Origin of the sequence: Wolbachia endosymbiont (group A) of Hedychridium roseum (genome assembly GCF_964028325.1) — a bacterium.
Classification (GTDB): Bacteria; Pseudomonadota; Alphaproteobacteria; order Rickettsiales; family Anaplasmataceae; genus Wolbachia.
The window spans coordinates 944,719-968,764 of record NZ_OZ034755.1 but is presented as its reverse complement, the minus strand read 5'-3'; the positions used below and the strand labels follow the sequence as shown (position 1 = coordinate 968,764).

The following is a 24,046-nucleotide window of genomic DNA, read 5'->3' as shown; positions in this document are numbered from 1 at the left end:
CCTATAGCAAATGGCATCATTCCAGTGTCAAGCATATATCTGTACGAACATCTAGTAAAACGACATACTGACCTATAGCTAAAGTGACTTAGGTTTACCGATAATTTGAAAAACAAAAATTCGTCATTCCGCTACTTGTTAGCGGAATCTATGCCAAGATACCGCGGCGGTATGACGTAGGAAAACCTTTCTTGGGTTAGCTATAGCTAAAGTAATCTAGAAAATTAACGATATTTTATTCCCCGGTGAACGCTCTATTTTGTTTTCCAACTCTAGTTCTAAAAGAGCCATTAGAGCTATGTTGGCAGAAAGTCCGCTTGCTAATATAAGTTCATCTATATCAACAGGTACAGAGTTAATATGATCAACTATAACAGATTTTGCCTGTTGTAATTTTTCTTGTTTTTGGTTAACAGCATAGTGCTCAACATTAAATAGGTTTTTTTGCTGCGGAGGTAAACTAAACCTAACACTTTCTATTATGTCATCAGCGGACTCGATAAGCTTAGCACCGTTTTTAATTAAATAATTACTACCACTACAGCGTGAATCTAAAGGGAAACCAGAAACTGCAAATACCTCTCTCCCTTGATTTAAAGCAAAATCTGCTGTTATTAGAGAGCCAGAACGTTTCGATGCTTCAATCACTACAACACCCAGCGATAGACCAGATATAATTCGATTCCTTTGAGGAAAATACTGAGGCTTTGGTTTAGTAGCAAATGGAAGCTCAGTAATTACTAAACCACCGTTCCCAGTGATTTTTTTGTATAGATCAAAATTCTCTTTTGGATACACCACATCAATTCCGCTTGCTGTAACAGCAATAGTGGGATGATTTTTGTATATTACACTGTTTGCTGCGGTATCGATTCCTTTTGCAAGTCCAGAAACGATAACAAAACCAGCTTCGCTTAAATCAAGTGCTAGTTTACTGGCAAAATTTCTTCCATTCATCGAAGAGTTGCGCCCACCGATTATTGCAATTATCTCACGGCTTAATAATGATATATTACCAAACGCAGTTATTATAGGAGGACAACTAGAGATATTTCTTAAAAGATCAGGGTAATCTGGGTCACATGCGGGTATAATTTTAGCTCCAATTCTTTCTGCATTATTGATTTCTTCTCGTGCATCTTGAATGCCATACACCTTATTATTAGCCACCCTATTGAGATATTTTAGCACCTCATCTAGCGATCCATGTGTTCTTAGTATACTAAAAAACTTTATTGGTCCTATAGTTCTAGTCAAGCTTAACCATACTTCTAATTCTTTGTTGTTCAATTTATTTATCTTCATAAAAGGCTTGAATTTCTTATCAATTTAGTGTACCCAAGATAATACAAATATACAGTGTTTTATGACGCATTTTGTTACAGATAAATGCATAAAATGTAAATATACGGACTGTGTGGAAGTATGTCCCGTTGACTGCTTCTATGAAGGTAAAAACATGCTCGTGATTAACCCAGATGAATGTATTGATTGCGGAGTGTGCATACCTGAGTGTCCAGTAGATGCAATTGTAACTGATGATTCCATAAAAGATATTTTAGAATTAGATGAAGAATTACTGAGCAGCGAACAAAAAACTTTCAAGTTATTTTACGATATAAATGTAGAATACTCACAAAAATGGCCAAACATTACAGCTAAAAAGCAACCTCTCTATACTGCAGAAGAGTATAAGGAAAAAAAGGATAAAACAGCTTATTTTGATGAAAATTTAGAGTAATACTGCTGAAGAGGAAGAAACTTCTTTTATATCTTATCCTGTTTGTCTTTGGTTATTGAAAATGGTCGCATTATTTAGGTTTTTAGTAATATTTAATATTAGATTAATAATAATCTACTTGGAAACAACGAAAGATTATGTTAAATATAGAATTAACGAATTATTATATAACTTTTAGTAGGATGACAGTATTATAAAATTTAGAGGCATCAAAATGGAAAATCACGCTAAAGAGAGTATAAACCCAACAAAGCATAAAGTAGTATTACCAAACTCAAAAACAATCAATATTGAAGGAACAAAATTTAAGTATGAAATACATTACGATCAATTAGATGAGAAAGATCTCCTTACGATTGAAAAATACGCTAATTATATTTTTCATGCCTACCAAGAGAGATATGATTTAGATATGAACACAGATCATACTGTTAAAGGCTTTACATATAACAACTTAGCAAATTTGTCTGACGATGATTATGATTCTATTACCGCGGATTATCACGAATACCATTATCACAGTGAGTCTATAGCTAATGATTTGACAACAATGATTTATGTTACTCTAAATTTGTATAATGAGAAAAATTACGGCACTTCTTTCCCAAGAGGAGAATTTATAAGAGATGTAGCAGAAGAATTAAAAAACATTGGATTAGACGATAATCAAGGAGAGTTAAATACAGAAGAGAGACCTAAAACAACAATTAATCAGGAGAAACAGGAAAAAGAATTAAAGGAATCTGATCAACAAGATGTTATAACAACTACTGATCACCCGCTAGATGATTATAATCATGATTATCACTTAATAGGCTAGCAAGTAGCGCTAGCAAAAATTAATCAGGAAAAAGGGTTAGAGGGAGCAAGATGTTATCTGATCACTCACCAGATGAATTATAGTCGTGAGAACCTGTTCATAATCTTTTGAGGATAGGTATACAGATTCCAAAATGAACGGTTCTCACAACCTTTAGTTTTTATTGCTGAAAATAATCATAATGTTAAGTTTTTAACATTATTTAATACTAAGTTAATATTAATTCATTGATAAATTTTTAGCTATAGAAGCAGGTTTTTATTGAAGATAAAAGTATCTTCTATATGCTATATAGCAAAACATAGAATGCCCATGATTCCAACTATAGCAATTTTAAGTGGTGGATTTTCTTGCGAGAGAGAAGTGTCGCTTATGAGCGGAAAAGCCGTAAAGAAGGCACTTGATAGCCTTTCATATAATGCAATAGAAATAGATGTTGACAGCAACATTGTTGAAAAGCTTAAAAAGATTAATCCGGGCCTTACTTTTATTGCTCTGCATGGACCTTATGGTGAAGATGGTTGCATTCAAGGTTTATTGGAAATCTTAGGTATAAAATATACACACTCAGGAGTTATGGCTTCTGCTGTTGCTATGAATAAAGTGATGTCAAAGCATATATTTCGATCCCTTAGTATCGACACTCCAAAAGGTTATGTAATTAGCCAAGAAGATCTACTAAAAAATAATATTAAAATCGATTATCCGTACGTCTTAAAACCAATTAACGAAGGTTCTAGCATCGGAGTGCATATTGTTTCCTCATATGAAGACCATTTAAAATTTAAAAATGACGCTATCATACTTGATGTCATTCAAGTAGCTGACACTGGAATCCAGAAAAAAGAACCAGTGTCAGCTACCTCTATGACAAGAGACTTGATGATCATAGAAGAATATGTCCCAGGAATAGAGTTACATACTGCTGTATTGCTAGATGAAGCAATTGGCACTATGGAAATACGACCAAAAAATAAATTCTATGATTATGAAGCAAAGTATACAGATGGATTTGCAGAACATATATTTCCTGCTGAAATTCCTGACAATATATATAAAATGACCTTGGAACACGCACTGAAAATTCATCAATTTTTAGGCTGTAAAACTATTTCCCGCTCAGATTTCCGTTATAATCCCAAAAATAACACTTTAAAAATGCTTGAGATTAATACACATCCTGGCTTTACTGAGTTATCGTTAGTGCCAGAAATTGCAAAATTGGCAAAAGGAATCAATTTTAATGAATTAGTTAAAATTATTATTGAAGATAGTTTGCAGCACAAAAATATTAGGGATTTAAGTCATGTTGAGCAGTATTACTAGAAGCCAAAGGAGTTTTTTGCGCAAGTGCGCTTTCGTTATTATAACTGCGCTTTTTTTTACATTAGTACTTTATAGTTCACTTGATAAAATAATAAATCGATTTAATTACTACTTTACTTGGTGTAATGAGTGCCTATCCAGTTTATTACTCAGCAATGGATTTTCAATCGATGAAGTAGTCGTGAGCGGCAACAAATTTACAAACAAAAAGGACATTCTAAGTTTGACAGATAGAACGCAACCTATCCTGTATATATCACTTTCAAAACTTGCCGGTAACATACAATCCGTAAGCAGATGGATAAAATACGTAGGAGTTCACAGAATTTTGCCCAATACCCTACATATTAATATAGATGAGCATAAACCGTTTGCTCTCTGGAAAGATAATAACAAAACCTCGGTAATTGATTTCGAAGGCAAAGTGATCGTAGATGACTATCCAGTAGATGATCTTGTTGTAATTACAGGACAAAACTCGTTATCAAACCTAGAATTTGTTAGAGATGTGTTAGAGAGTAAAACTCAATTAAGTAACCACATTTCTTCTTTTGCTTATATAGGGAATAGAAGATGGAATATCATACTTGATAACGATTCCACAGTGAAACTGCCTGAAGATAACCCTTCTAGTGCATGGGACTATTTAAACCACTTGCACAATACAACTGATTTTACTTTCAGCGATTGGAGTATTATTGATATGCGTATTACTGATAAAATTTTTGTGAAGAGGTGATCTGCTGTCATCCAAGTAGCGGGATGACGAGCTTATCGTCATGCTGCCGCGAACCGTCATACCGCCGCGGTATCTCTTAGCCGCTAACACGTAGCGGGATGACGAGTTACTATACCGCCGCGAACCGTCATACCGCCGCGGTATCTCTTAGCCGCTAACACGTAGCGGGATGACGAGTTACTATACCGCCGCGAACCATCATACCGCCGCGGTATCTCTTAGCCGCTAACACGTAGCGGGATGACGGTTGTCGTTTAGCTACAAACATTAAGAAACTTACCAAATGGAAAAAAAGGCAAAAGAAACCCCGTGGTAATTAGTGTTCACTTCCTAATCCTGCAAATTGGCGTACTATACTGTCTTAAACGACTTATAAGCGCGTTTCAGCTTATATAGGTAAAAACCTAGAAATGTTGTGAAGACATAAGGTGCACATAGTGCAAAAAATTAAAAATAAGACGCCAACTACGTTGTTTTCTTGCTGTTTAATCTGCACAGATGAAGATAACTGAATACCTTCATTGTCATAATAAGGGGGCCGGCGAAACTTGTCAAGCAAGTTTTTTCGTTTCTATAAATCTGGATTTCAGCGTTATGCGCTGGAATAACAACGTAAGGTAAATTTTTCAACATCCCAAAATTACAGAATTTAGTCTGTTTAATTAAGTGTGAAAGGTTACGATCATGCTGAGTCATTAGGAAAGATTAGAATATACAGCAGCTATAAAAACTGTTTAATAGCCACCCAAAACCCTTATTTCCCACTCAAGTTCAACATTAAATTTATCCTTCACTGCATCTTTTACTCTGTTGCCAAGGTTTTCCAAGTCAGATGCAGTTGCATTATCGTAATTGAGCAAGAAGTTACAATGTTTCTTAGAGATTCTAGCTCCACCAATATTTAACCCTAGGCAGCCAGATTTATCAATTAACTCCCATGCTCGGTAGTTTTTTGGATTTTTGAATATGCACCCAGCAGTTTTTCCTCTTATTGGCTGGCTTTTATTTTTTTTCTCAACAATTTCTTTTAACCTTTGCAATATAAGCTCATGCTCTGAGTTTACTCCTTTAAACTCAGCTTCAACAAAAATCCAATTTCCTTTTAAGCTATGTCCACGATAAAAATATCCCATTTCTTTGCTGGAGAACTCATATAGGTTTCCATCCTCTAGGTTCACTGCTTTTATGGATTGTACAACGCTTGCGATGTCACTACCATACGCACCTGCATTCATTTCTATTCCGCCACCAACTGTTCCTGGAATTCCAACTAGAAACTCGAGTCCACTAATTTGTTGCTCTCCTGCAAAGTAAGCAAGGTTCCTGAGCAGCGCAGCACCACCTGCAACAATGGAGTTGTTACCCTTACTTTTAATATATGCAAACTCCTTACCTAATTTTATTGTTATTCCTCGAATGCCACTATCTCGTACTATTATGTTGGATGTTGCACCAATAACGCTAACTGGCAGTTCAGTATTTTTAATCAAGTATGTTAAATCTTTAATATCACATGGTTTAAATAACACATCAGCTCGTCCACCGACGTTTAACCACGTCGCTTTAGACATTAAGATGTCATAACGATAGATTCCACGTACTTTAGGTAAGCTTATAAGCATTTTGATTTCAACTCTAGTCCTGCATCCATACCCATTTTCTCCGCATCTTCTATAAATGAAGTGCGCTCAGTGAAGTATATATTTTTTCCACTTGCTAACATACAACAAAGGTGTAGCATATTTTCGTTCACATATTCAGCCAAAGCTGCAAGTGGTGTAAAACATGAACCATTCACTGTCTTCATAAAACTGCGCTCTGATTTCACTCTTATAAAAGACATATTATTATTAATTTTCTCTACAAGATCGATAATTTTTACATCATTCCTTCTACATTGAATACAAATCGCTCCCTGTCCCACTGCACTTAACATAACTTTTGGTGGCAATACCTCTGTAATTAATTGATTCTTTTCTAATCTTATGAGTCCTGCTTCAGCTAGAATTATTCCATCAAAACTTTGATTTTGCAATCTAGTTGTTACATTTCCACGTAGCGATATTATATTTAGATCTGGTCTAACATTTAACAACTGAACTTTTCTTCTTATTGAAGAAGTGGCAATAGTAGCCTGCTGTGGCAAAGACTCAAGGCTATTGTGTTTATGAGAAATAAACGCATCGCATGGACTTAGCCTTTCTAAAACACAAGGAATTGTTAAACCCCCTGAGAAAAACGCAGGCACATCCTTTAGCGAATGAACTGCCATATCTATATTATTTTCGAGCAATTCAGCCTCAATTTCTTTAATGAATAATCCTTTACCTCCTATTTCAGCAAGATTTGCGTTTGCATACTTATCTCCAGAAGTTTTTATCTTAACAATTTCAATAGATAAGTTAGGAAAAGAGTCCAGCAACTTTTGTTTTGCTTCCAAAGCCTGGGCAACTGCAAGCTTGCTTCCTCTGGTACCTATTTTGACTAGCATATGTATGACTGTTTGAATACCAAACCTTAACCTAATTAATTATTTAAACACTTTGGTAGCGTGTATCGCATGAACTTCGGTTACCATCTCTCTGATGTCATCCGAGTAGCTGACTACTTGGATCGAGTTTAATTCATCATATGAGCCTTTGCATTTATTGTACTTTAACTTAAAACCAAAAGCAACTTTGCCTTTACAAAATAATAACCTTTTATATGCATAAATAAGCTTACTGGATTCTAGTACTTGCATGACAGCAGTCCTACGTCATACCGCCGCGGTATCTCACATAGATCCCGCTAACAAGCAGCGGGATGACGATTGTCAGGGTGTCATCCAAGTAGCCTCTTTCTTGTCATCCCAGTGCCCAGACACTGGGATCCAGAAAACTTAATTTTAACCAAGTGGCTGCATAATAAAGACTGGATCCCAGACTGGAATGACACCCTACTTAACCGTCATACCGCGATTCATTCGCGGTATCTCAGCCGCTAACAAGAGATCCCGCTAACACGTAGCGGGATGACGAATTACTATCTACACCGTCATACCGCTGCGGTATCTCTTAGCCGCTAACACGTAGCGGGATGACGAGGCTTATCGTCATGCCACCGCGAACCGTCATACCGCGATTCATTCGCGGTATCTCGGCCGCTAACAAGAGATCCCGCTAACACGTAGCGGGATGACGAATTACTATCTACACCGTCATACCGCTGCGGTATCTCTTAGCCGCTAACACGTAGCGGGATGACGAGGCTTATCGTCATGCCACCGCGAACCGTCATACCGCGATTCATTCGCGGTATCTCAGCCGCTAACAAGAGATCCCGCTAACACGTAGCGGGATGACGAATTACTATCTACACCGTCATACCGCCGCGGTATCTCTTAGCCGCTAACACGTAGCGGGATGACGAGCTTATCATCATGCCGCCGCGAACCGTCATACCGCGATTCATTCGCGGTATCTCTAGATCCCGCTAACAAGCAGCGGGATGACGGTTGTCGTTTAGCCATAAATATTTAAGAAATTTACCAAACGAAAAAAAAGGCAAAAGAAGCCCTAGTCATTGTCTACTTTCAGTATTGGCGTTTTTTAAGTCTTAAACACTGCAATTTAGCTGCTTTTAAGTGCAACTAACCTTAACTAAAATGTTTAAGAAATTTACTAAGCAGAAAAAAAGGCAAAAGAAACCCCGTGGTAATTAGTGTTCACTCTCTAATCCTGCAAATTGGCGTACTATACTGTCTTAAACGACTTATAAGCGCGTTTCAGCTTGTGTGGGTAAAAACCTAGAAATGTTGTGAAGACATAAGGTGCACATAGTGCAAAAAATTAAAAATAAGACGCCAACTACGTTGTTTTCTTGCTGTTTAATCTGCACAGATGAAGATAACTAAATACCTTCAGTACCATGATAAGGGGGCTGGCGGAGTTTGTCAAGGAAGTTTTTTTGTTTCTATAGCTACTTGGATAGGTTATTTGGGCAATAGAGAATTTTACAAAAATCTATTTTTAACTTACACTGCAATTTTAAACCTACAACTTATGTACAACAGGCTTATAGTCAAATCTTTTTCAGTATTATGCATCTGTTTATTTGCTTTATACATAACACTGCCAAATTTCTTTGATAATAAGCTTTTTATTTCGAAAAAAAGAATAAACTTAGGCCTTGACCTGAAAGGAGGGGCATCTTTGCTTCTAAACATAGACTTAGACTTCTATTTTAAGGAAAAGCTAGGCATGCTAGCAGGTGAGATAAAAGAGACATTGCTAACAAAAAATATTGAATCTAACGTACAAAATAGCGAACAAGTAATTGTAACTTTAAATAATATTGATGATTATAAAAAAGCATCTGTGTTGATTAATGCGATAAATCCAAATTTAGAGCTAAATAGAAAAGATTCTTCAATTCTCATTTCGTATAAACCCCATTATAAAAATTCTTTGATCAGTGAAGTAGCTGCAGAATCAATAAACAATGTCCAGCGCCGTTTGGACAAACTTGGCACAAAGGAAGTCAGCGTTCAAAAACAAGGGCAGAATAAAATATTAGTGCAGGTGCCTGGAGTAGAAGACACCGAGCAGATAAAATCTCTGCTTGGCAAAACTGCTAAGCTAGCTTTTCATTTGGCAAACACTAACATAGCCAAGGTGCAGGATATAGATCACGAAACTACTGTCATGCTCAAGGATTCTTTAGGTAATTCTTATCCAATATTCCGCAAAACTGAAATAGGTGGCGATTCGCTGGTTAACGCATCAGTTAGATTTGGTCACTTAGGTAAACCAACAGTGCATTTTAAATTTGACAGCATAGCGAGTAAAAGATTCGCGAAAATCACTAAAGAAAATGTGGGAAAACCTTTTGCAATTGTTCTGGATAACACAGTCTTAACAGTACCTACAATACGTGAGCCAATTTTAAATGGAGAGGGAGAAATTAGCGGTAATTTCACTGAAAAACAAGCAAGCGAACTTGCAATACTTTTAAAATCTGGAGCACTGCCAGCACCACTTAAAATAATTGAAGAAAAAAACATTGGCCCAAGCCTTGGAGAAGAATCAATAAAGGCAGGGGAAATGGCAGCAACAATCTCTATTATAGCCGTGGCTTTATTTATAATTATCACTTACGGCAAATTAGGTATATTAGCTTCTGTTGCGCTTTTTTCTAATGTAATTCTTATATTATCAATTCTCACTCTGCTTGAAGCAACTCTAACTTTACCTGGAATTGCAGGTATTGCACTCACTGTCGGTATGGCGGTGGATGCAAATGTTTTAATATTTGAGCGAATTCGCGAGGAAATCAAATCTGGCAAGAGAGTGGAACGTGCTATTGAAGAAGGGTTTAAAAACGCTATAAAGACAATACTGGATTCAAATATCACAACACTCATTGCTGCAGGAATAATGTTCATTATTGGCAGCGGAGCAATTAGAGGCTTTTCTGTCACTTTATCAATAGGAATTTTATGTTCGATGTTTTCTGCAATCACAGTCACAAAACTCCTGATAGAGTTGTGTATGAACCCGAAGGAACTAGTGCTTTGTTAGTCAACCACCTTCATTCCCACAACGTTATATCCTGAATCGACGTGCAAAATTTCTCCAGTAGTGCCACTACTTAAGTCGCTTAATAAGTATAACGCTGCCTTGCCAACATCCTCTATTGTAACATTGCGTCTAAGCGGAGAATTATTTCTATTCCATTCTGATATGAAGTGAAAATCGCTTATTCCAGAAGATGCTAAAGTTCTGATTGGACCAGCGGAAATTGCATTTACTCTGATATTTTGTGGCCCGAGATCACATGCTATATATTTTACACTTGCTTCAAGTGCTGCTTTACATAAACCCATAACGTTATAATTTGGCATAACTTTTTCAGCGCCATAATAAGATAAAGTAAGTAAACTACCACCACCTGACATCATTTTTTCAGCTCTTTGCGCTAAAGCAGTGAAAGAATAGCACGATATATGCATTGCATTGAGGAAGTTATTCAGTGAAGTATTGACATATTTACCATCTAACTCATTTTTATCGGAGAATGCTATTGCATGCACCAAAAAGTCAAGAGTACCCCATTTTTTCTCTATTATTTCAAAAGCGTTATCTATGATTTTTTCATTTGAAACGTCACAGTGTAATATTAGCTCCACATTTAATTCATCTGCTATTGGTGATAGTTTTTCTTTTATTATTTCATTCTGGTAGGTGATTGCAAGTTCTGCCCCGTGCTCTGAGAGAGCTTTTGCTATACCGCATGCTATCGATCTCTTATTTGTTATTCCAGTTATTAACCCCTTTTTGCCTTGTAATAGACTTGTCATCATAGAACTATCTGTTTTTTATAATTTGGAGTATTAACTAGATAAAGTCAATTATGTTTTAAAACATTTTTTGCAGTAACTTGAAGTCTAATACCACTGTTAACAAAAAGGCAGCGATGAGAGTTTCTATAGGGAGAGTAGACCAGCGGACCTTCCCCGCCAGCCTCTCACAGAACTGTGCATGAAGTAGAGTGGGCAGCCAGCGAGTTACTTGTTAAGTACTTTTCCAACAACCCCTCTCCGAACCACGCATGATCGTTTCCGTATCACGTGGCTCTCCAATAATCTAACGTTTTAAGGAGTCACCATCATATTTTCCATATTGGATTTTCTTATGGCATTCATGACAAACAACAAGAGTCTTCCTCTGTCGTTCAATCATTCTCTTTTTCCATTTCGGTAGCTCAGTATTACGTTTACCTAGCAAATCAGCAAGTTTACGTACGTGATGTACTTCAATCTGCTCTTGTGATTTACATAATTCACAAGTTTGTGCCAATAGTCTTTGCTCTATTTCACTACGCTTATTCCATATTGGTATAAGGTTATCACTTATACTTACCCATTTATTCCATTTTAGTGACACAGCACCAAAGTGTGTAATTAATGGTATCTTTGATGGTAAACGATCTACTCTGACTTGGATGACTTTTCGTTTTTCACCTTCGTCGTTTTCAATCATTGCACCAAATTTTCTATAAATTTTCCTGCAAGTTGTTTTGTATTTAGATGCTAAAGTCTTTACTAATGATACTTCCATCACATACTTCAAATAACTTAGTGTGTGAAGGTTGTAGGCCATTTTGTAATATTATACAATTCCTCGATATTCAGTTTGATACTGAGCAACAATACTGTAAGCTGTATCAAGTGTACGTTGAGGTAAATGTATAGGCTTTCCACAACGCATATATTCAGAACACTTTTTCTGCTTTATATGATGTGGTACACGTAACCCAATACTACCGTTAATACATCGTTGTGTCCGATGATCATGTTTATCATCTGCATGCAAGACGTGTATTTTATAACCTAAAAAATTGGCTTTGCTATCACACGCGTGTGTAATAAGCGTTTTATCTTCATTAAGCATAAGTTTGAGCTCCTCATTGAGGAATTTAGCAATCTCATTTTTAATTTGTTCAGCTTCATTTTTTGGTCCTGCAAACCCTACCAGAATATCATCAGCATACCTAACATACCAAAGACGTCGATAATTTAGATCACAAGAATCCTTAGATGGCATACCCTGCACTAATTGACGCAGTTGTTTTGCTTGATCCCAGTTCCCTTGTTTTCTCATCATCGATACTTGCATGGTTAACCTTAAATATTTTGGATTTGTCTTTCTTCGCTTACCTCGGTTATTTGCTGGTATTAGTATATGTTCCACATGTTTATCTAACCGATCGAGTAATATGTTACTCAAAATTGGACCAATAATAGAACCTTGTGGTACCCCACTATGACTCTTATTGTACTTCCAATTTTCCATATATCCTGCTTTTAGCAGTCGATTGATTAGCTGAATAAAACGGTTATCTTGGAAGCTTTCACTCAGTATTTTCAACAACATAGTATGATCAATTGAGTCATAACATGCACTGAGATCTCCCTCTATAAACCATTTTGTACCTCTGCCTTTTTGCATTACTGCTCTTAATGCAGTGTGGCATCCACGTTTTGGTCGAAATCCATGTGAACATTCACTAAATTTAGGCTCATAGTAGGCTTCCAATATTAATCGGATTACTTCTTGAAGTAACTTATTTGACCATGTTGGCAATCCTAACGGCCTGCGTTTACCACTCTTCTTTAAAATATAGATACGTTTTACTGGTGTCCACCGATATCGCTCATAGCGTAAATCCTCTATGATTTTATCGATTTTCTCCAAAGACATACCATCAACTGTTTCAGTTGTCACACCTTCTGTCATAGCACCTTTATTACGACAAAGTTTGCCATACGCTCGAAGGTAAAGATCACGCTGATAAAGTAGGCGATATACGTTTTTAACCGGCAAATTTCTTTGTCCACGTTCACGTATAATGTTAAGTATTGTTTCAGCTTTCCGCATCTTGCGTACCTCCCAATTTCAACATTCAATTATCTGTCACCCTTTGCCCTGTATGTGGCTTTCCCACGCTCCCCGGTGATTCGTTACTTTCACGACTACTACGATGACTCCGTAACCATAGAACTCGCGTTCCTTAGGTCATCCCATGTTCCGTCACTAAGAACTGTTCTAGATCAACTTAGGTTTTCCATTCATCCTCTTAAATAAGTTCACTACTTATCGTTCTACAGCCAGAATGTCACACAAACGAAAGTTTAATCTGTGCTTACCGTAGACATGGGGTTTTAAATGCGATACCCATGGATGTGAAGTCCCACCCCTGAAGATTAGAATTCAAGCAGTTTAGCTTTAACCATATTGATCAGGTGTTGCAAGCCGTTATCTTACACATCTTCAGATAACTCTCGCTTTACATACATGCTCTTGTCCTCCTTCCCTTTCGGGTTAAAGTTAGTTGTTCACCTCGAGGCCATTTATTCTGAACCCCGCTTAGCTCTGCTAAGTATTTCTTAATGCGTACCACGGCGCACACTCGCGTCTCACACAGCTCCCATTATTCGGCCCTTGCTACTAATTATAGCATAATCAAGGACTCTGTTTTAATCAATTGCTCATCCCATTTCTGGTTGACAAAACAATTAAAACTAAATCCCTTCGCTCCATTTCCATTACAGAGACTTCTTCACTACTACGCGCCCCTGTTTTTCGCATCGGTACTCTCACCCTTGGAGTTTAGCTCCTTGGATTTCTCCCTTATCATCGAAACGACAGGTTCCCGCAGTTCCACGCAATAGCCCAAAATAGATTCACGCCACCTCTATGCCGGACGCCACCTATCCGGTAAACAAGCTCCCGATAGATTTATCCCAGGTTAAGTTAGACCCCTGGTTTTGACGTCATTTAAAAGGTTTCGACACTTCATCAGTGGTTCACTTTCGTTCATCTCTCCATTCCTTACATGACATATAATTGTGCCTTTTCCATAACGCTCACTACCTTGCCAAAGCAGCTTATAGTTGTTTGAAGCCTGCTCTTGTAAACCGGCTCCGAGGGGCCCACCCTCATCTATTGCGTAGCTTTTGCACTTAGTTTGCTCTTACTTGAACATTCTTTGTGTCTCTACGGCACACCTAACCCAAGAAAGGTTTTCCTACGTCATACCGCCAAGGATAGATTCCGCTAACGAGTAGCGGAATGACGAATTTGTTGTTTTTCAAATCGTTGGTAAACCTAAGTCACTTTAGGTATAGATTTACTTTTTGAGTTATTTTGTTAACATTAATTATTACACCAAATCAATTGCACAAAATGAAAAAGGTGAAACTTGGGATACTAATTTCAGGCAGGGGATCAAATATGCAGGCCTTGATAGAGGCATGTCAAAATCGTAATTTTCCTGCAGAAGTTGTGTGCGCTATCACAAATAATAGCGAAGCTGCTGGCCTAAAAATAGCAGAACAAGCAGGAGTGCCAGCGTTTATTGTTAGAGATAAACCACTTGATGCTGATAAAATTCACGAAATATTTGTTCAACATAAGGTTGATTTAATTTGCCTTGCAGGGTTTATGAGAATCCTGCAAGCTAATTTTCTCAGTAAATGGAATAACAAGGTGATAAATATTCATCCCTCTCTACTTCCGTCCTTTAAGGGCCTAAATGCTCAAGAGCAAGCTCTAAAAGCAGGAGTAAAAATCGCAGGCTGTACTGTACATTACGTCACTCCTGAAATTGATGCTGGAGCCATAATTGCTCAAGTTGCTGTGCCAGTGTTACCAGCTGATGATATTCAAAGCCTCTCAGAACGCATTCTAGCTGAGGAGCATAAGTGTTATGTAGAAGCAGTAAGATCAATAGCAGAAAATATTAATTATTGACCTTAAGTGTTTCTCCCAACTTCAACAAAAAATAAATTTTCGGGTTCCAGTAAAGAGCTTGCCAGTTCGTTTACTTTCTCTAATTTAACGTCATTAATATAGCTCACAAAATCATTTATATGGTTAATATCGCGGTTGTTTGTCTGAATATTATTTAGTTTTGCAACTATGTTGTTATTATTAAACATAGAGAAAACATAGGAATTTACCATACTAATTTTTGTATCCCGAAACAACTGCTCATCAATTCCTTCCTTTTTTATCCTGCTAAATGTATCTTTTACCGCTGATATTGATTGACTGGCAGTAGAACTATCAGTACTAAGAATTCCAATCATAATGTTCCCATGTTTATTGAGAATAATACTCGCATAAACACCATAAGTAATGCCTAAGTTTTGCCTCAGTTCTTTCATTAATATTGAATTCAGCCCCATGCTGCCAAGCGCATTAATCAAGACTTGAGCATTATAGTAGTCTGGATCTTCATAAGCTATGCCTTTTTGAGCAAAAAATATTACACTCTGTGGTATATCCATAAAAATGTTTTTATTCTCTGCAGGACCAAAATCATTTTTCACAGGTATTTTTCTAACTTTTGATCTTTTTGACGGCAATTTAGATAAATATTTATCTAATAATGTAATAATTTCTTCTTTTTTTGCACAACCAGCAACACTGATAACTATGTTATCTTTAGCAAAATTACGCTTTATGTATGTTAAAACATCATCTCTAGTAATGCTCATTACAGTGTCAAGAGTTCCATATTCACTTTTTGAGTAAGGATGTTTTTTAAACAATAACGTATTCAATTCTTTTCCAGCAACAAAAAAAGGATTTTTTTCAAGATTATTAAAATCAACTTTGGCTTTCTCGAAAACTCTATTCAACCCTTCAGGGTCAACTTTAGGACGCATTATAGCGTCGCTCAATAATGAAATACCTTCTTCAAGATTTTCTGATAAAGCATCTAATGAAACTCTAAATGCTTCTAAACCAGCAATAAAATTTAAACTAATCCCTTTATCTTCTAGCCTTTTTGCAAAATCTTTGGCATCATTTTTTCCTGCCCCTTCTTGAATTATAAGAGAAGTAAACCAGGTAAGTCCTTGTTTTTCTACATTTTCATATGCATAACCTGCATCTTTGAATGATATATTAAGTGAAATTTTTGGTAAATCGTGGTTTTCAACAAATAGAAACTTAAATCCTTTACGGGTAGTGACCTCCTCTATATTTAGGTTACCACTTGCTTGTAAATTAAAGCCTAGACAGAAAAAAAATAGGAGTACAAATTTACTTATTCTCATTATCATCTCCTTTTGGCAACAAACGACCAATTAACTTATTAGCAGAAAAAATAGCACAGATTTTATTATTTACATCCTCTAGATTGACATCATTAATCTTGCTATATGAAATATCTATTTCATCAAGTGGAATACCAAGCGCTAAGTGTGAGCCATAAAAAAATGCTATACTATTTAAACTGGATAAATTGTCAAACTGTGCTGCCTTGTAACTATACTTCGAGTTTTGCAATTCCTCGCTTGTTATTCCTGTGGACATAAAATTATTAATAGAATTTTCTAATTCTCTTTCAACAGTGCCTAAATTAACCCCACTTTTTGGAATGACCTGAATATCAATATAGCCATCACTAAAAGTTAAACTATTGTAATAAGCAGATACTGATACTGCCACATCTTTATCTAGAACCAAATCTTTATACAGTTTGCTGGATTTGCCGCCACCTAAAATGTCAACCGCTAAATGAGCAGCAGAGGCTTCATTTATGTGATCAAATAAGGGAACACGATAACGAAAATATAAAACTGGTTCTTTTACTTCAGTGCTCTCTAAAATCACCGATAAGCCTGCATTATGCACTGGATCCTGATTTGGATAATGCCTAATTACTGCCTTAGACTTAATGTCACCATATTTTTCTTCTGCTAGCTTCACAACTTCATCAAATTCCACATCACCAACAATCAATAATATTGCATTGCCGGGGTGATAATAGTTATTATGAAACCTCACTATGTCATCCTGATTGTAAGTTTTAATATCGCTCTCCCAGCCAATAACAGATCTACCATAGCCATTACGGTAAAATGCACTATTCATTTCTTCCCGTAATAAGTTGTTAGGATGATTATCAAATCTCATCTTCCTCTCTTCCAGTACAATGTTTTTTTCTCTTTCTATTTTATCTTGAGTAACATTAAAATTGCCCATTCTGTCTGCTTCAACTTCCATTGCCAGTGGTAAGTCATTTTTAAGGGCTAATTCGTAGTAACAGGTATATTCCTTAGTAGTAAACGCATTAAACTGGGCCCCAATGCTACTCATAGTGGCTTCTATATCTGTGAACTTCCCTGTAGTTTCAAACATTAAATGTTCAAAGTAGTGAGCCAATCCTGCTTTGCCAATTGGATCATCCATTCCCCCAACTTTGTATATTACTGCATGTAAAACGGCTGGAATCCGATGATTAGGAACAACATAGACATCTAGTCCGTTACTGAGTTTAGCATGTTTTATGTCGTGCTCTATGCTTAAAGCCTTCAAAGAAATTGGGTAAGTAAAAAAGAGTGCAGGTAGTATAAGAAAACTAAAAAACTTATGAAGCATTATTTCGACCTAATATAAAAACAATTATTTTATTCCTCATTTTGTTTGGAAATAAACATATCGTATATATACCACTTATATAACAATGTAAACATTCCACAAACTATAGATAAATCCGCTAAATTAAAAGCTGGCCAATACCAATCATCAATATGAAAATATATGAAATCATATACAGCTCCCCAATAAATCCTATCAACTACGTTTCCGATTGCTCCACCAATCATCAGAGAAAACCCAAGGTAAGTTGACTGATCATCAGACTTGTATATCAAGTATGCAAGTATACCAATTATTAGTATTGAAAATGCTGAAAAAAAGAAACCGCCATGCGGTAAAGCGCTACACATTCCAAAACTAATGCCTGAATTCCAAACTTCAACTAGCTTTATAAAGCTAGCGATCTCAATTGATTCTCCCTCATCAATCAATGAGTTTATGTACAATTTGCTCGTTTGGTCAATCAATACTATAATTAATATAACAATTAAGCATAACTTTTTCATAAATTTGCCTTTAACCTATAAATTTTAAGTATATCATAATTTATCTGTTTTGTTAACTCCTCAATACTATGGAATTTTTTTTCTGACCTTATGAATTTTAAAAGTTGTATATTAACTTTATGATTATATAAGTCTTCATCAAAATCGAATATGTGCATTTCTATTATAGGCTTTTTCAGATCCTTAAATGTAGGTCTCATACCAATATTGACTACTCCATATAACCAGTTTGGGTTATTATAAGAAAACATCACTTTAGCGTAATATGTACCAAATTTTGGTTTTATCATGCAATCTTCTATAGGAATATTTATGGTTGGGAATCCTATTTCTCTACCTCTACACGCACCCTTTGTCACAACACCAGAAACTTGATAAGGTCTACCAAGTAATCTATTAGCAATGTCTATTTCACCTTTCTGTACATACTCTCTGATTGAAGAAGAAGAGCAAATTTTGCCGTCAATTATTAATGGCTCTAATTTAGTCAAAGAGTATCCATATGTTTCAGAATATTTCTCTAGAGTTAATATATCACCCAATCGTTTATGACCAAAAGTACAATTTTCTCCGACAATTATGTGTTTAGCGCCATATTTATCTATTAAAATCTCACTGATAAAGTCATCGCAGCTAACCTCAGAAAAACCTCTACTAAAATTAATAATATACAAGTAATCTATACCATAGCTGCTGATTAGTTCCTTTTTTTGTTCTTGGTCTATTAACCTAAAATTGTTTCTACCAAATAAAACAGTTGATGGGTGAGGCTCAAAAGTTAAAACTGCAGAGGGTAATCCTCTTTCTTGTGCTACCTTCTTTAGAGTGGAAATTGCAAATTCATGTCCTAAATGAATGCCATCGAAATTTCCGAAGGTTAGTGCTATATTATTTTCTATCCCTTGCTCACAATTATAAATAATTTTCATACAATTTGATGTTTTTACATGTTTCTTATATATAATAACTATATTTTAGCAAGCTACGGAGATAAATTGTGAAAAATACTAAAGGAAAAGTTATAATATATGTAAAGCATCACTGCCCATTCTGCAAAAAAGCAAAAGAGTTACTGGATAAAAAAGGGGTGAAATATGAAGAAATCGATGTGCTCAAAAACTCAGATCTATTTAACGACATAAAATCAAAGTATAACGTTAGAACAGTTCCACAGATCTTTATTAACGATAAGCACATTGGGGGGTGTGACAAATTGATGGATCTTGAAAAAGAAGGAAAGTTGGATGATATGCTAAATAATAATGACAATCACACTGATGTCACAACCTACACAAACAGCAATGATGAATGTGGAGAGTGTGTTATACCACATGATGATTTTATGTAACTTTTTATCTTGTTTTGTCGTGTAATACGTAAATGAAAACTAGTATGCTCACTTTAAACAATTCTTAATGAATTAAAAATACAATTCATTTAGTGAGTTTTTTTAGTGGGAAAAAATGACAAAAAATATTTCAATTATTAGCAGAAACTTAATTAGTATCGAATTAGTTAACAAACAAGATTTAGAGAATTTCATCAAGATTTTCACAGTGCTTGATAAACATATAGCAGCTAAAACACTTTTTACAGAAGAAGTGAGAATAGAGTATAAACAGCACAACGGCGGAGAAGTTGTTGAATTGCTAAAAGATACAGACTTTACATATCATGAGGTTGAAAATGTATTGAACCACCTGAGTAAACATGAAATGAAGGTGCCCAGCAGTGTTATAGCACATACCCTTTTTGCTGCATACAATCACGCACTTGAATCTAAGAATGTAGCATTTTCTTTTTCTGAAGGCTCTCCACAATTTAACATCAGAGTAAATAAGAATACCTTTATAATAACTCCTATGAGTGAAGAGAATTTGGAATTGAATTCACAAAATAGCAGAACGCTTATAGAGTCATTAAAGAGCGAAAAAAGTATTTATGATTGTATAGTAGAGGAAAATACTATTAAAGTTATAGTGCATTCTGAAATACATCAAGCTATAAATTTGATTATAAAATCACTGATAAAGTCCCGCCTTTTAGCAAAAGAGGAAGAAGGAAAATTCAAAGAGAAATTGAGACAACTTGCTTTTAAGGATCAAGCTTTTGTTGAGTATTCTAGCATCAGAACCATCAATAGGTATCCACATAATCATCCTCTGAGGAAGCATGAAAGTGTTACTAAGGATATAGAAAATATTTTATGTGATTTCATAGCAAATGAGAACAGCGAGTTTGCTATAGAACGGTTAAATAGGCTGAGCTCAGCAGTTTCTCCGGATACTCCAAGAATCATCACTAAAACTATAGATAAACTTGTTAAGTTTCACTAAGGTATACGAGAGCCAATAGATTTCTTGTATTACCTTTTGTCATCCAAGTAGCCAAGCTACTTGGTTCTTTTTTTGGTTCCAGCACTATGTACATAGCTGTACAAACATTGTAGCCGTTATTCAGTAGCCCTCAGAAACGAAAAAACTTACTTGACACCCTTCGCCAGCTCCCTTATCATGGTACTGAAGGTATTCAGTTATCTTCATCTGTGCAGATTAAACAGCAAAAAAACAACGTACTTGGCGTCTTATTTTTAATTTTTCGCACTATGTGCACCTTATGTCTTCACAACATTTCTAGCTATATAAGCCGAAACGCGCTTACAAAGCGTTTAAGACAGTAGAGAACGCCAATTTGCAGGATTAGAAAGTGACAACTAGCTAACACGGGGTTTCTTTTGCCTTTTTTTCTGCTTAGTAAATTTCTTAAACATTTAAACAAAGGTGAGTTGCATTTAAAAGCAGCTAAATTGCAGTGTTTAAGACTTAAAAAACGCCAATACTGAAAATAGACAATGACTAAGGCTTCTTTTGCCTTTTTTTTCGTTTGGTAAATTTCTTAAACATTTATGGCTAAACGACAACCGTCATCCCGCTACTTGTTAGCGGCTAAGAGATACCGCGGTGGTATGACGGTTCGCGGTGGCATGACGATAACCTCGTCATCCCGCTACTTGTTAGCGCCGCGGCGGTATGATGTCTTCCTTGGATCAGCTATAGATTACCTGGTCTCACCATCTTTCCAATCACTTTATACATAATTCTCGGATTTTGAAAACTTACTTTGAGTGAATTGCTCATATTCTTTATCCTCTAGTTCTTCAAAAATCTCAGGATAATGTTCACTGGAACGAGTAATTATTGAAATTAGCTCTTGCTTTGTTTTTTTAAGTAAAAACCTTTCAAAGAGAGTCTGTTCATCTGGGCGCGCAGACGACCGATACTCCTCTCTGTCAAGATCAATCAAAGCAAAACCTGTTGCAGCCATATGCTTACATGGACCAAAGTAACAGAATGCAGGGCAGGAACATGTTCCACTGAAAAGAGGACCATCGTGCTTTAGTGTTACTCGATATACATTTGATCCAACTACCTTTGATTTAGCTTGAGATTCATTAACAGATATAATCTGTACCTTTCCTTTGTTAAAATAATCTCTTCCGCTAGAGAGGTAGGGTTCTTTGATAAGACCTGTGATATCTTTATAATACAGTCTCATTTTTGCCTCCTTATTTCATATATGAAGCCCTCAATTTTCTAATATATCTTTTCTTCCATAAAAATTTATTAACCCACCACAACTTTTATATGGCCCTGCGGACAACTTTATAGTGCTATAGCTAACTCAAGAAAGGTTTCCCTACGTCATACCGCGATTCATTCCACAACTGTACGAACGTTGTAGTTTGGGCCACCAGTGGGGTGTCATCCCAGTGCCCAGACACTGGGATCCAGCTTCTATGCAACTTAATTAAAAACGTTTGTTTTAGCGTAAGACAACTACCTTTAGCTCATCAGCTCAGTTATAAGCAAAATTCCTGGATTCCAGTGTCAAGCACTGGAATGACACCATTTGCTGTGCAATTTACCTTCAAAAATGAATGTTCGTACAGCTATGGATTCATTCGCGGTATCTCAGCATAGATTCCGCTAACGAGTAGCGGAATGACGAATTTGTTGTTTTTCAAATTGTAGGTAAACCTAAGCCACTTTAGCTATATATAATAGAATTTCGCTTTCTACTATCTTTCCAATCGCTTTATACATAATTCTCGAATTTTGAAAATTTGCTCCATGTTATACGGTATGGTTGGGTTACTGATCAGCCAGCTCTCAATAAATTGTTTATGCTTTTCTATTTTATAGCTTCCAAGGTGTTCTGGCTCAATTTTTTCTTCCTCTGTCAGTTTTAATAACATGTTATTTCCTGGAAAAGTTATGTCAATAATTCGGCTTTCGTAACGAAGATAGCAATGCATTTCTGGAATGTGTAGTAAGTTATACTCATTTAGAATTGCAGAAGCTTTCGGAGTGTTCACTTTATTCATCATAAAGACAGCTATGTGTAGCGTTATGTCGATTTCACATTCGCAACCTAACTTATAAATCAGAGCATGTTTTGTACTACACGTTCCTCGTCTTTCATTGAATACTGATATACAATCTGTGCGGTCAAAATTGCGTCCATAAGGCAGCTCATGTACATATTCTAATGCTTCACGTAACGTAATAATATCCAAATTTAAAAAGAGATTCGATATAGGCTTATGATTAGATAAATATATTTGATTTAAGTCATTCATATCATCATTATCTAATTTCTCACTTGTATAAAATTTGTTTTCTTACTTCGAGACCTAATCTACCACAACTTTAATATGGCGCTTCTTTCCTGCAGATAATTTTATAAATGGCTGACCTTTAAAGCTCTCGAAATTTATTATATAGTTAACGTCATTTATAATATTATCATTAACTTTGCACCCGTTGCCCTGTATTAAACGCTTTGCTGCGCCTTTTGAAGGTTCAAAACCGGTGTCACGCAGTAGGTTTACTAAGGATATGCCGCTTGCAACTTGTGCTTTTTTTATGATGTAATCAGGAAGTAGTGAGCTATCTTCATTCTCAAAAGCAGAGACTGCAGCAGATAGTGCAAGTTCCGCTTCTTTGTCACCATGACATATTTTTGTCACCTCTGTTGCTAAAACTTTTTTTGCTTCATTTATTTCCTGATCTTTTAAGGATTCTAACTTTTTGATCTCATCAATTGACACATCAGTGAGCAATCTCAAAAAACGTCCAACATCTTGATCATCAACGTTGCGAAAATATTGCCAGTAGTCGTAAGGCTTTAGCATATTATCATCAAGCCACACTGCTCCACTTTCAGTTTTGCCCATTTTTACCCCTTGAGCATTCAATAAAAGAGGAGCAGTAAGGCCAAACAGCTCAGGTAAATTCAACTTTTTTCCAAGCTCAATTCCGTTTACTATATTTCCCCACTGGTCTGACCCTCCAATCTGCAGACGACAGCCATGCTTTTTATTCAACTCAACAAAATCATAAGCCTGCAATAGCATGTAATTAAATTCCAGAAAGCTTAAGGTTTGCTCTCTATCCAGCCTGGTTTTCACACTATCAAAACTTAGCATACGATTTACAGAAAAATAAGCTCCTATATCACGCAAAAAATCTATGTATTTTATGTTATCCAACCAATCTGCGTTATTTACTATCATTGCACCAGTCTTGCTGTCATTAAAAGACACCATTTTCTCTAATATTCTCCTTATGCTGGATGTATTTTGATTGATGTTCTCTACGGGCAAGATGCTTCTTGCTTTATCTTTGAAGGATGGGTCACCAATTTTTGTTGTGCCACCTCCAAGTAAGACTATCGGCTTATAACCAAATTTCTGCAGGTGACGGAGCATCATAATCTGAATTAGGTGACCAGCATGAAGACTTGGTGCTGTGCAATCAAACCCAATGTATGCGACTATATAATTATTTTCGGATAATAGCTGATCTAACTCTTCAATATTTGTACATTGGTATAGGTACCCTCTTTCTTGGATAAAATTTAAAAACTCGGACTTGTGTTTCATTTTATAAACCCCAGTCTATCCTGTCATTAATGCCG

Annotated in this window: 22 protein-coding genes and 1 pseudogene; 10 read left to right on the top strand and 13 right to left on the bottom strand. The window is 36.0% G+C overall.

Translation table 11 applies throughout. The features are described from left to right. Window positions 1-216: 216 nt before the first annotated feature. The gene (gene dprA / locus ABWU23_RS04695) at window positions 217-1,305 is read right to left on the bottom strand and encodes a DNA-processing protein DprA (RefSeq protein WP_353270873.1); all 1,089 of its coding nucleotides are present in this window, start codon (window positions 1,303-1,305) and stop codon (window positions 217-219) included. 61 nt (window positions 1,306-1,366) lie between these two features. On the opposite strand from dprA, the gene ABWU23_RS04690 reads away from it, so the two are divergent. From ABWU23_RS04690 to ABWU23_RS04670, 5 genes are all read left to right on the top strand, one after another. Continuing rightward, window positions 1,367-1,741 (top strand): ferredoxin family protein, encoded by a 375-nt coding sequence (locus tag ABWU23_RS04690; RefSeq protein ID WP_010082601.1) that lies wholly within the window; start codon window positions 1,367-1,369, stop codon window positions 1,739-1,741. A gap of 214 nt (window positions 1,742-1,955) precedes the next feature. Beyond that, a complete protein-coding gene (locus tag ABWU23_RS04685) occupies window positions 1,956-2,561 on the top strand; it encodes a hypothetical protein (protein ID WP_253309146.1) in 606 nt (201 codons plus the stop codon). 306 nt (window positions 2,562-2,867) lie between these two features. Further along, a complete protein-coding gene (locus tag ABWU23_RS04680) occupies window positions 2,868-3,887 on the top strand; it encodes a D-alanine--D-alanine ligase (RefSeq protein ID WP_253309944.1) in 1,020 nt (339 codons plus the stop codon). Next, window positions 3,868-4,626, top strand: a complete 759-nt coding sequence (locus ABWU23_RS04675) for a cell division protein FtsQ/DivIB (RefSeq protein WP_253309145.1) — start codon at window positions 3,868-3,870, stop codon at window positions 4,624-4,626. The genes ABWU23_RS04680 and ABWU23_RS04675 overlap by 20 nt, the downstream gene beginning before the upstream one ends. A 498-nt stretch (window positions 4,627-5,124) precedes the next feature. Further along, the gene (locus ABWU23_RS04670; protein WP_353270872.1) at window positions 5,125-5,247 is read left to right on the top strand and encodes a hypothetical protein; all 123 of its coding nucleotides are present in this window, start codon (window positions 5,125-5,127) and stop codon (window positions 5,245-5,247) included. A gap of 113 nt (window positions 5,248-5,360) precedes the next feature. On the opposite strand, the gene murB is transcribed toward ABWU23_RS04670, so the two are convergent. From murB to ABWU23_RS04655, 3 genes are read right to left on the bottom strand one after another with little or no spacing between them, the layout of a single operon-like run. Then, complete coding sequence (murB, locus tag ABWU23_RS04665; RefSeq protein ID WP_353270871.1) at window positions 5,361-6,248, bottom strand: UDP-N-acetylmuramate dehydrogenase; 888 nt, start codon at window positions 6,246-6,248, stop codon at window positions 5,361-5,363. After that, window positions 6,239-7,117, bottom strand: a complete 879-nt coding sequence (gene hemC / locus ABWU23_RS04660; RefSeq protein ID WP_353270870.1) for a hydroxymethylbilane synthase — start codon at window positions 7,115-7,117, stop codon at window positions 6,239-6,241. The genes murB and hemC overlap by 10 nt, the downstream gene beginning before the upstream one ends. 39 nt (window positions 7,118-7,156) lie before the next feature. Beyond that, the gene (locus ABWU23_RS04655) at window positions 7,157-7,369 is read right to left on the bottom strand and encodes a hypothetical protein (protein ID WP_253309142.1); all 213 of its coding nucleotides are present in this window, start codon (window positions 7,367-7,369) and stop codon (window positions 7,157-7,159) included. Between the two features lie 1,300 nt (window positions 7,370-8,669). On the opposite strand from ABWU23_RS04655, the gene secD reads away from it, so the two are divergent. After that, entirely contained in the window at window positions 8,670-10,187 is a 1,518-nt protein-coding gene (gene secD, locus ABWU23_RS04645) for a protein translocase subunit SecD (protein WP_265016790.1), read from the top strand. On the opposite strand, the gene ABWU23_RS04640 is transcribed toward secD, so the two are convergent. Both ABWU23_RS04640 and ABWU23_RS04635 read right to left on the bottom strand, forming a co-directional pair. After that, window positions 10,184-10,969, bottom strand: a complete 786-nt coding sequence (locus tag ABWU23_RS04640; protein ID WP_253309140.1) for an enoyl-ACP reductase — start codon at window positions 10,967-10,969, stop codon at window positions 10,184-10,186. The two genes, secD and ABWU23_RS04640, sit on opposite strands and share 4 nt — an antisense overlap. Before the next feature lie 283 nt (window positions 10,970-11,252). Continuing rightward, a pseudogene (locus ABWU23_RS04635) lies at window positions 11,253-13,046 on the bottom strand (reverse transcriptase domain-containing protein). A 1,308-nt stretch (window positions 13,047-14,354) separates the two neighbouring features. Between ABWU23_RS04635 and purN the strand changes: the two are divergent. After that, window positions 14,355-14,921 (top strand): phosphoribosylglycinamide formyltransferase, encoded by a 567-nt coding sequence (purN, locus tag ABWU23_RS04630; protein ID WP_187297655.1) that lies wholly within the window; start codon window positions 14,355-14,357, stop codon window positions 14,919-14,921. 2 nt (window positions 14,922-14,923) lie between these two features. Here the strand turns inward: purN and ABWU23_RS04625 are convergent, their stop codons facing one another. From ABWU23_RS04625 to ribF, 4 genes are read right to left on the bottom strand one after another with little or no spacing between them, the layout of a single operon-like run. Then, on the bottom strand, window positions 14,924-16,234 hold the full coding sequence (locus tag ABWU23_RS04625) for a M16 family metallopeptidase (protein ID WP_353270869.1): 1,311 nt from the start codon (window positions 16,232-16,234) through the stop codon (window positions 14,924-14,926). Continuing rightward, a complete protein-coding gene (locus tag ABWU23_RS04620; RefSeq protein ID WP_353270868.1) occupies window positions 16,221-17,561 on the bottom strand; it encodes a M16 family metallopeptidase in 1,341 nt (446 codons plus the stop codon). The genes ABWU23_RS04625 and ABWU23_RS04620 overlap by 14 nt, the downstream gene beginning before the upstream one ends. Before the next feature lie 29 nt (window positions 17,562-17,590). Beyond that, the gene (lspA, locus tag ABWU23_RS04615; protein WP_096617753.1) at window positions 17,591-18,067 is read right to left on the bottom strand and encodes a signal peptidase II; all 477 of its coding nucleotides are present in this window, start codon (window positions 18,065-18,067) and stop codon (window positions 17,591-17,593) included. After that, complete coding sequence (gene ribF / locus ABWU23_RS04610; protein ID WP_353270867.1) at window positions 18,064-18,996, bottom strand: riboflavin biosynthesis protein RibF; 933 nt, start codon at window positions 18,994-18,996, stop codon at window positions 18,064-18,066. The genes lspA and ribF overlap by 4 nt, the downstream gene beginning before the upstream one ends. Before the next feature lie 68 nt (window positions 18,997-19,064). On the opposite strand from ribF, the gene grxC reads away from it, so the two are divergent. Both grxC and ABWU23_RS04600 read left to right on the top strand, forming a co-directional pair. Continuing rightward, complete coding sequence (gene grxC, locus ABWU23_RS04605) at window positions 19,065-19,415, top strand: glutaredoxin 3 (RefSeq protein WP_164224674.1); 351 nt, start codon at window positions 19,065-19,067, stop codon at window positions 19,413-19,415. A gap of 115 nt (window positions 19,416-19,530) precedes the next feature. Then, entirely contained in the window at window positions 19,531-20,403 is an 873-nt protein-coding gene (locus ABWU23_RS04600) for a hypothetical protein (protein WP_264688001.1), read from the top strand. Between the two features lie 751 nt (window positions 20,404-21,154). Here ABWU23_RS04600 and ABWU23_RS04595 read toward each other — a convergent pair. Then, window positions 21,155-21,622: an SWIM zinc finger domain-containing protein gene (locus ABWU23_RS04595; protein ID WP_253309578.1), complete on the bottom strand. Its 468-nt coding sequence runs from the start codon at window positions 21,620-21,622 to the stop codon at window positions 21,155-21,157. Window positions 21,623-21,825: 203 nt separating this feature from the next. On the opposite strand from ABWU23_RS04595, the gene ABWU23_RS04585 reads away from it, so the two are divergent. Then, on the top strand, window positions 21,826-22,047 hold the full coding sequence (locus ABWU23_RS04585; protein WP_264688003.1) for a hypothetical protein: 222 nt from the start codon (window positions 21,826-21,828) through the stop codon (window positions 22,045-22,047). 98 nt (window positions 22,048-22,145) lie between these two features. On the opposite strand, the gene ABWU23_RS04580 is transcribed toward ABWU23_RS04585, so the two are convergent. Then, entirely contained in the window at window positions 22,146-22,706 is a 561-nt protein-coding gene (locus ABWU23_RS04580; RefSeq protein ID WP_253307172.1) for a hypothetical protein, read from the bottom strand. A gap of 54 nt (window positions 22,707-22,760) precedes the next feature. Then, window positions 22,761-24,011: a tyrosine--tRNA ligase gene (gene tyrS / locus ABWU23_RS04575; RefSeq protein ID WP_353270865.1), complete on the bottom strand. Its 1,251-nt coding sequence runs from the start codon at window positions 24,009-24,011 to the stop codon at window positions 22,761-22,763. Window positions 24,012-24,046: the final 35 nt, after the last annotated feature.

Excerpts from the sequence above, each read along its gene's own strand:
- dprA (WP_353270873.1), bottom strand. The coding sequence starts at position 1,305 with ATGAAGATAAATAAATTGAACAACAAAGAATTAGAAGTATGGTTAAGC.
- ABWU23_RS04690 (WP_010082601.1), top strand. The coding sequence starts at position 1,367 with ATGACGCATTTTGTTACAGATAAATGCATAAAATGTAAATATACGGAC.
- ABWU23_RS04685 (WP_253309146.1), top strand. The coding sequence starts at position 1,956 with ATGGAAAATCACGCTAAAGAGAGTATAAACCCAACAAAGCATAAAGTA.
- ABWU23_RS04680 (WP_253309944.1), top strand. The coding sequence starts at position 2,868 with ATGCCCATGATTCCAACTATAGCAATTTTAAGTGGTGGATTTTCTTGC.
- ABWU23_RS04675 (WP_253309145.1), top strand. The coding sequence starts at position 3,868 with ATGTTGAGCAGTATTACTAGAAGCCAAAGGAGTTTTTTGCGCAAGTGC.
- ABWU23_RS04670 (WP_353270872.1), top strand. The coding sequence starts at position 5,125 with ATGAAGATAACTGAATACCTTCATTGTCATAATAAGGGGGCCGGCGAA.
- murB (WP_353270871.1), bottom strand. The coding sequence starts at position 6,248 with ATGCTTATAAGCTTACCTAAAGTACGTGGAATCTATCGTTATGACATC.
- hemC (WP_353270870.1), bottom strand. The coding sequence starts at position 7,117 with ATGCTAGTCAAAATAGGTACCAGAGGAAGCAAGCTTGCAGTTGCCCAG.
- ABWU23_RS04655 (WP_253309142.1), bottom strand. The coding sequence starts at position 7,369 with ATGCAAGTACTAGAATCCAGTAAGCTTATTTATGCATATAAAAGGTTA.
- secD (WP_265016790.1), top strand. The coding sequence starts at position 8,670 with ATGTACAACAGGCTTATAGTCAAATCTTTTTCAGTATTATGCATCTGT.
- ABWU23_RS04640 (WP_253309140.1), bottom strand. The coding sequence starts at position 10,969 with ATGATGACAAGTCTATTACAAGGCAAAAAGGGGTTAATAACTGGAATA.
- purN (WP_187297655.1), top strand. The coding sequence starts at position 14,355 with ATGAAAAAGGTGAAACTTGGGATACTAATTTCAGGCAGGGGATCAAAT.
- ABWU23_RS04625 (WP_353270869.1), bottom strand. The coding sequence starts at position 16,234 with ATGAGAATAAGTAAATTTGTACTCCTATTTTTTTTCTGTCTAGGCTTT.
- ABWU23_RS04620 (WP_353270868.1), bottom strand. The coding sequence starts at position 17,561 with ATGCTTCATAAGTTTTTTAGTTTTCTTATACTACCTGCACTCTTTTTT.
- lspA (WP_096617753.1), bottom strand. The coding sequence starts at position 18,067 with ATGAAAAAGTTATGCTTAATTGTTATATTAATTATAGTATTGATTGAC.
- ribF (WP_353270867.1), bottom strand. The coding sequence starts at position 18,996 with ATGAAAATTATTTATAATTGTGAGCAAGGGATAGAAAATAATATAGCA.
- ABWU23_RS04600 (WP_264688001.1), top strand. The coding sequence starts at position 19,531 with ATGACAAAAAATATTTCAATTATTAGCAGAAACTTAATTAGTATCGAA.
- ABWU23_RS04595 (WP_253309578.1), bottom strand. The coding sequence starts at position 21,622 with ATGAGACTGTATTATAAAGATATCACAGGTCTTATCAAAGAACCCTAC.
- ABWU23_RS04580 (WP_253307172.1), bottom strand. The coding sequence starts at position 22,706 with ATGAATGACTTAAATCAAATATATTTATCTAATCATAAGCCTATATCG.
- tyrS (WP_353270865.1), bottom strand. The coding sequence starts at position 24,011 with ATGAAACACAAGTCCGAGTTTTTAAATTTTATCCAAGAAAGAGGGTAC.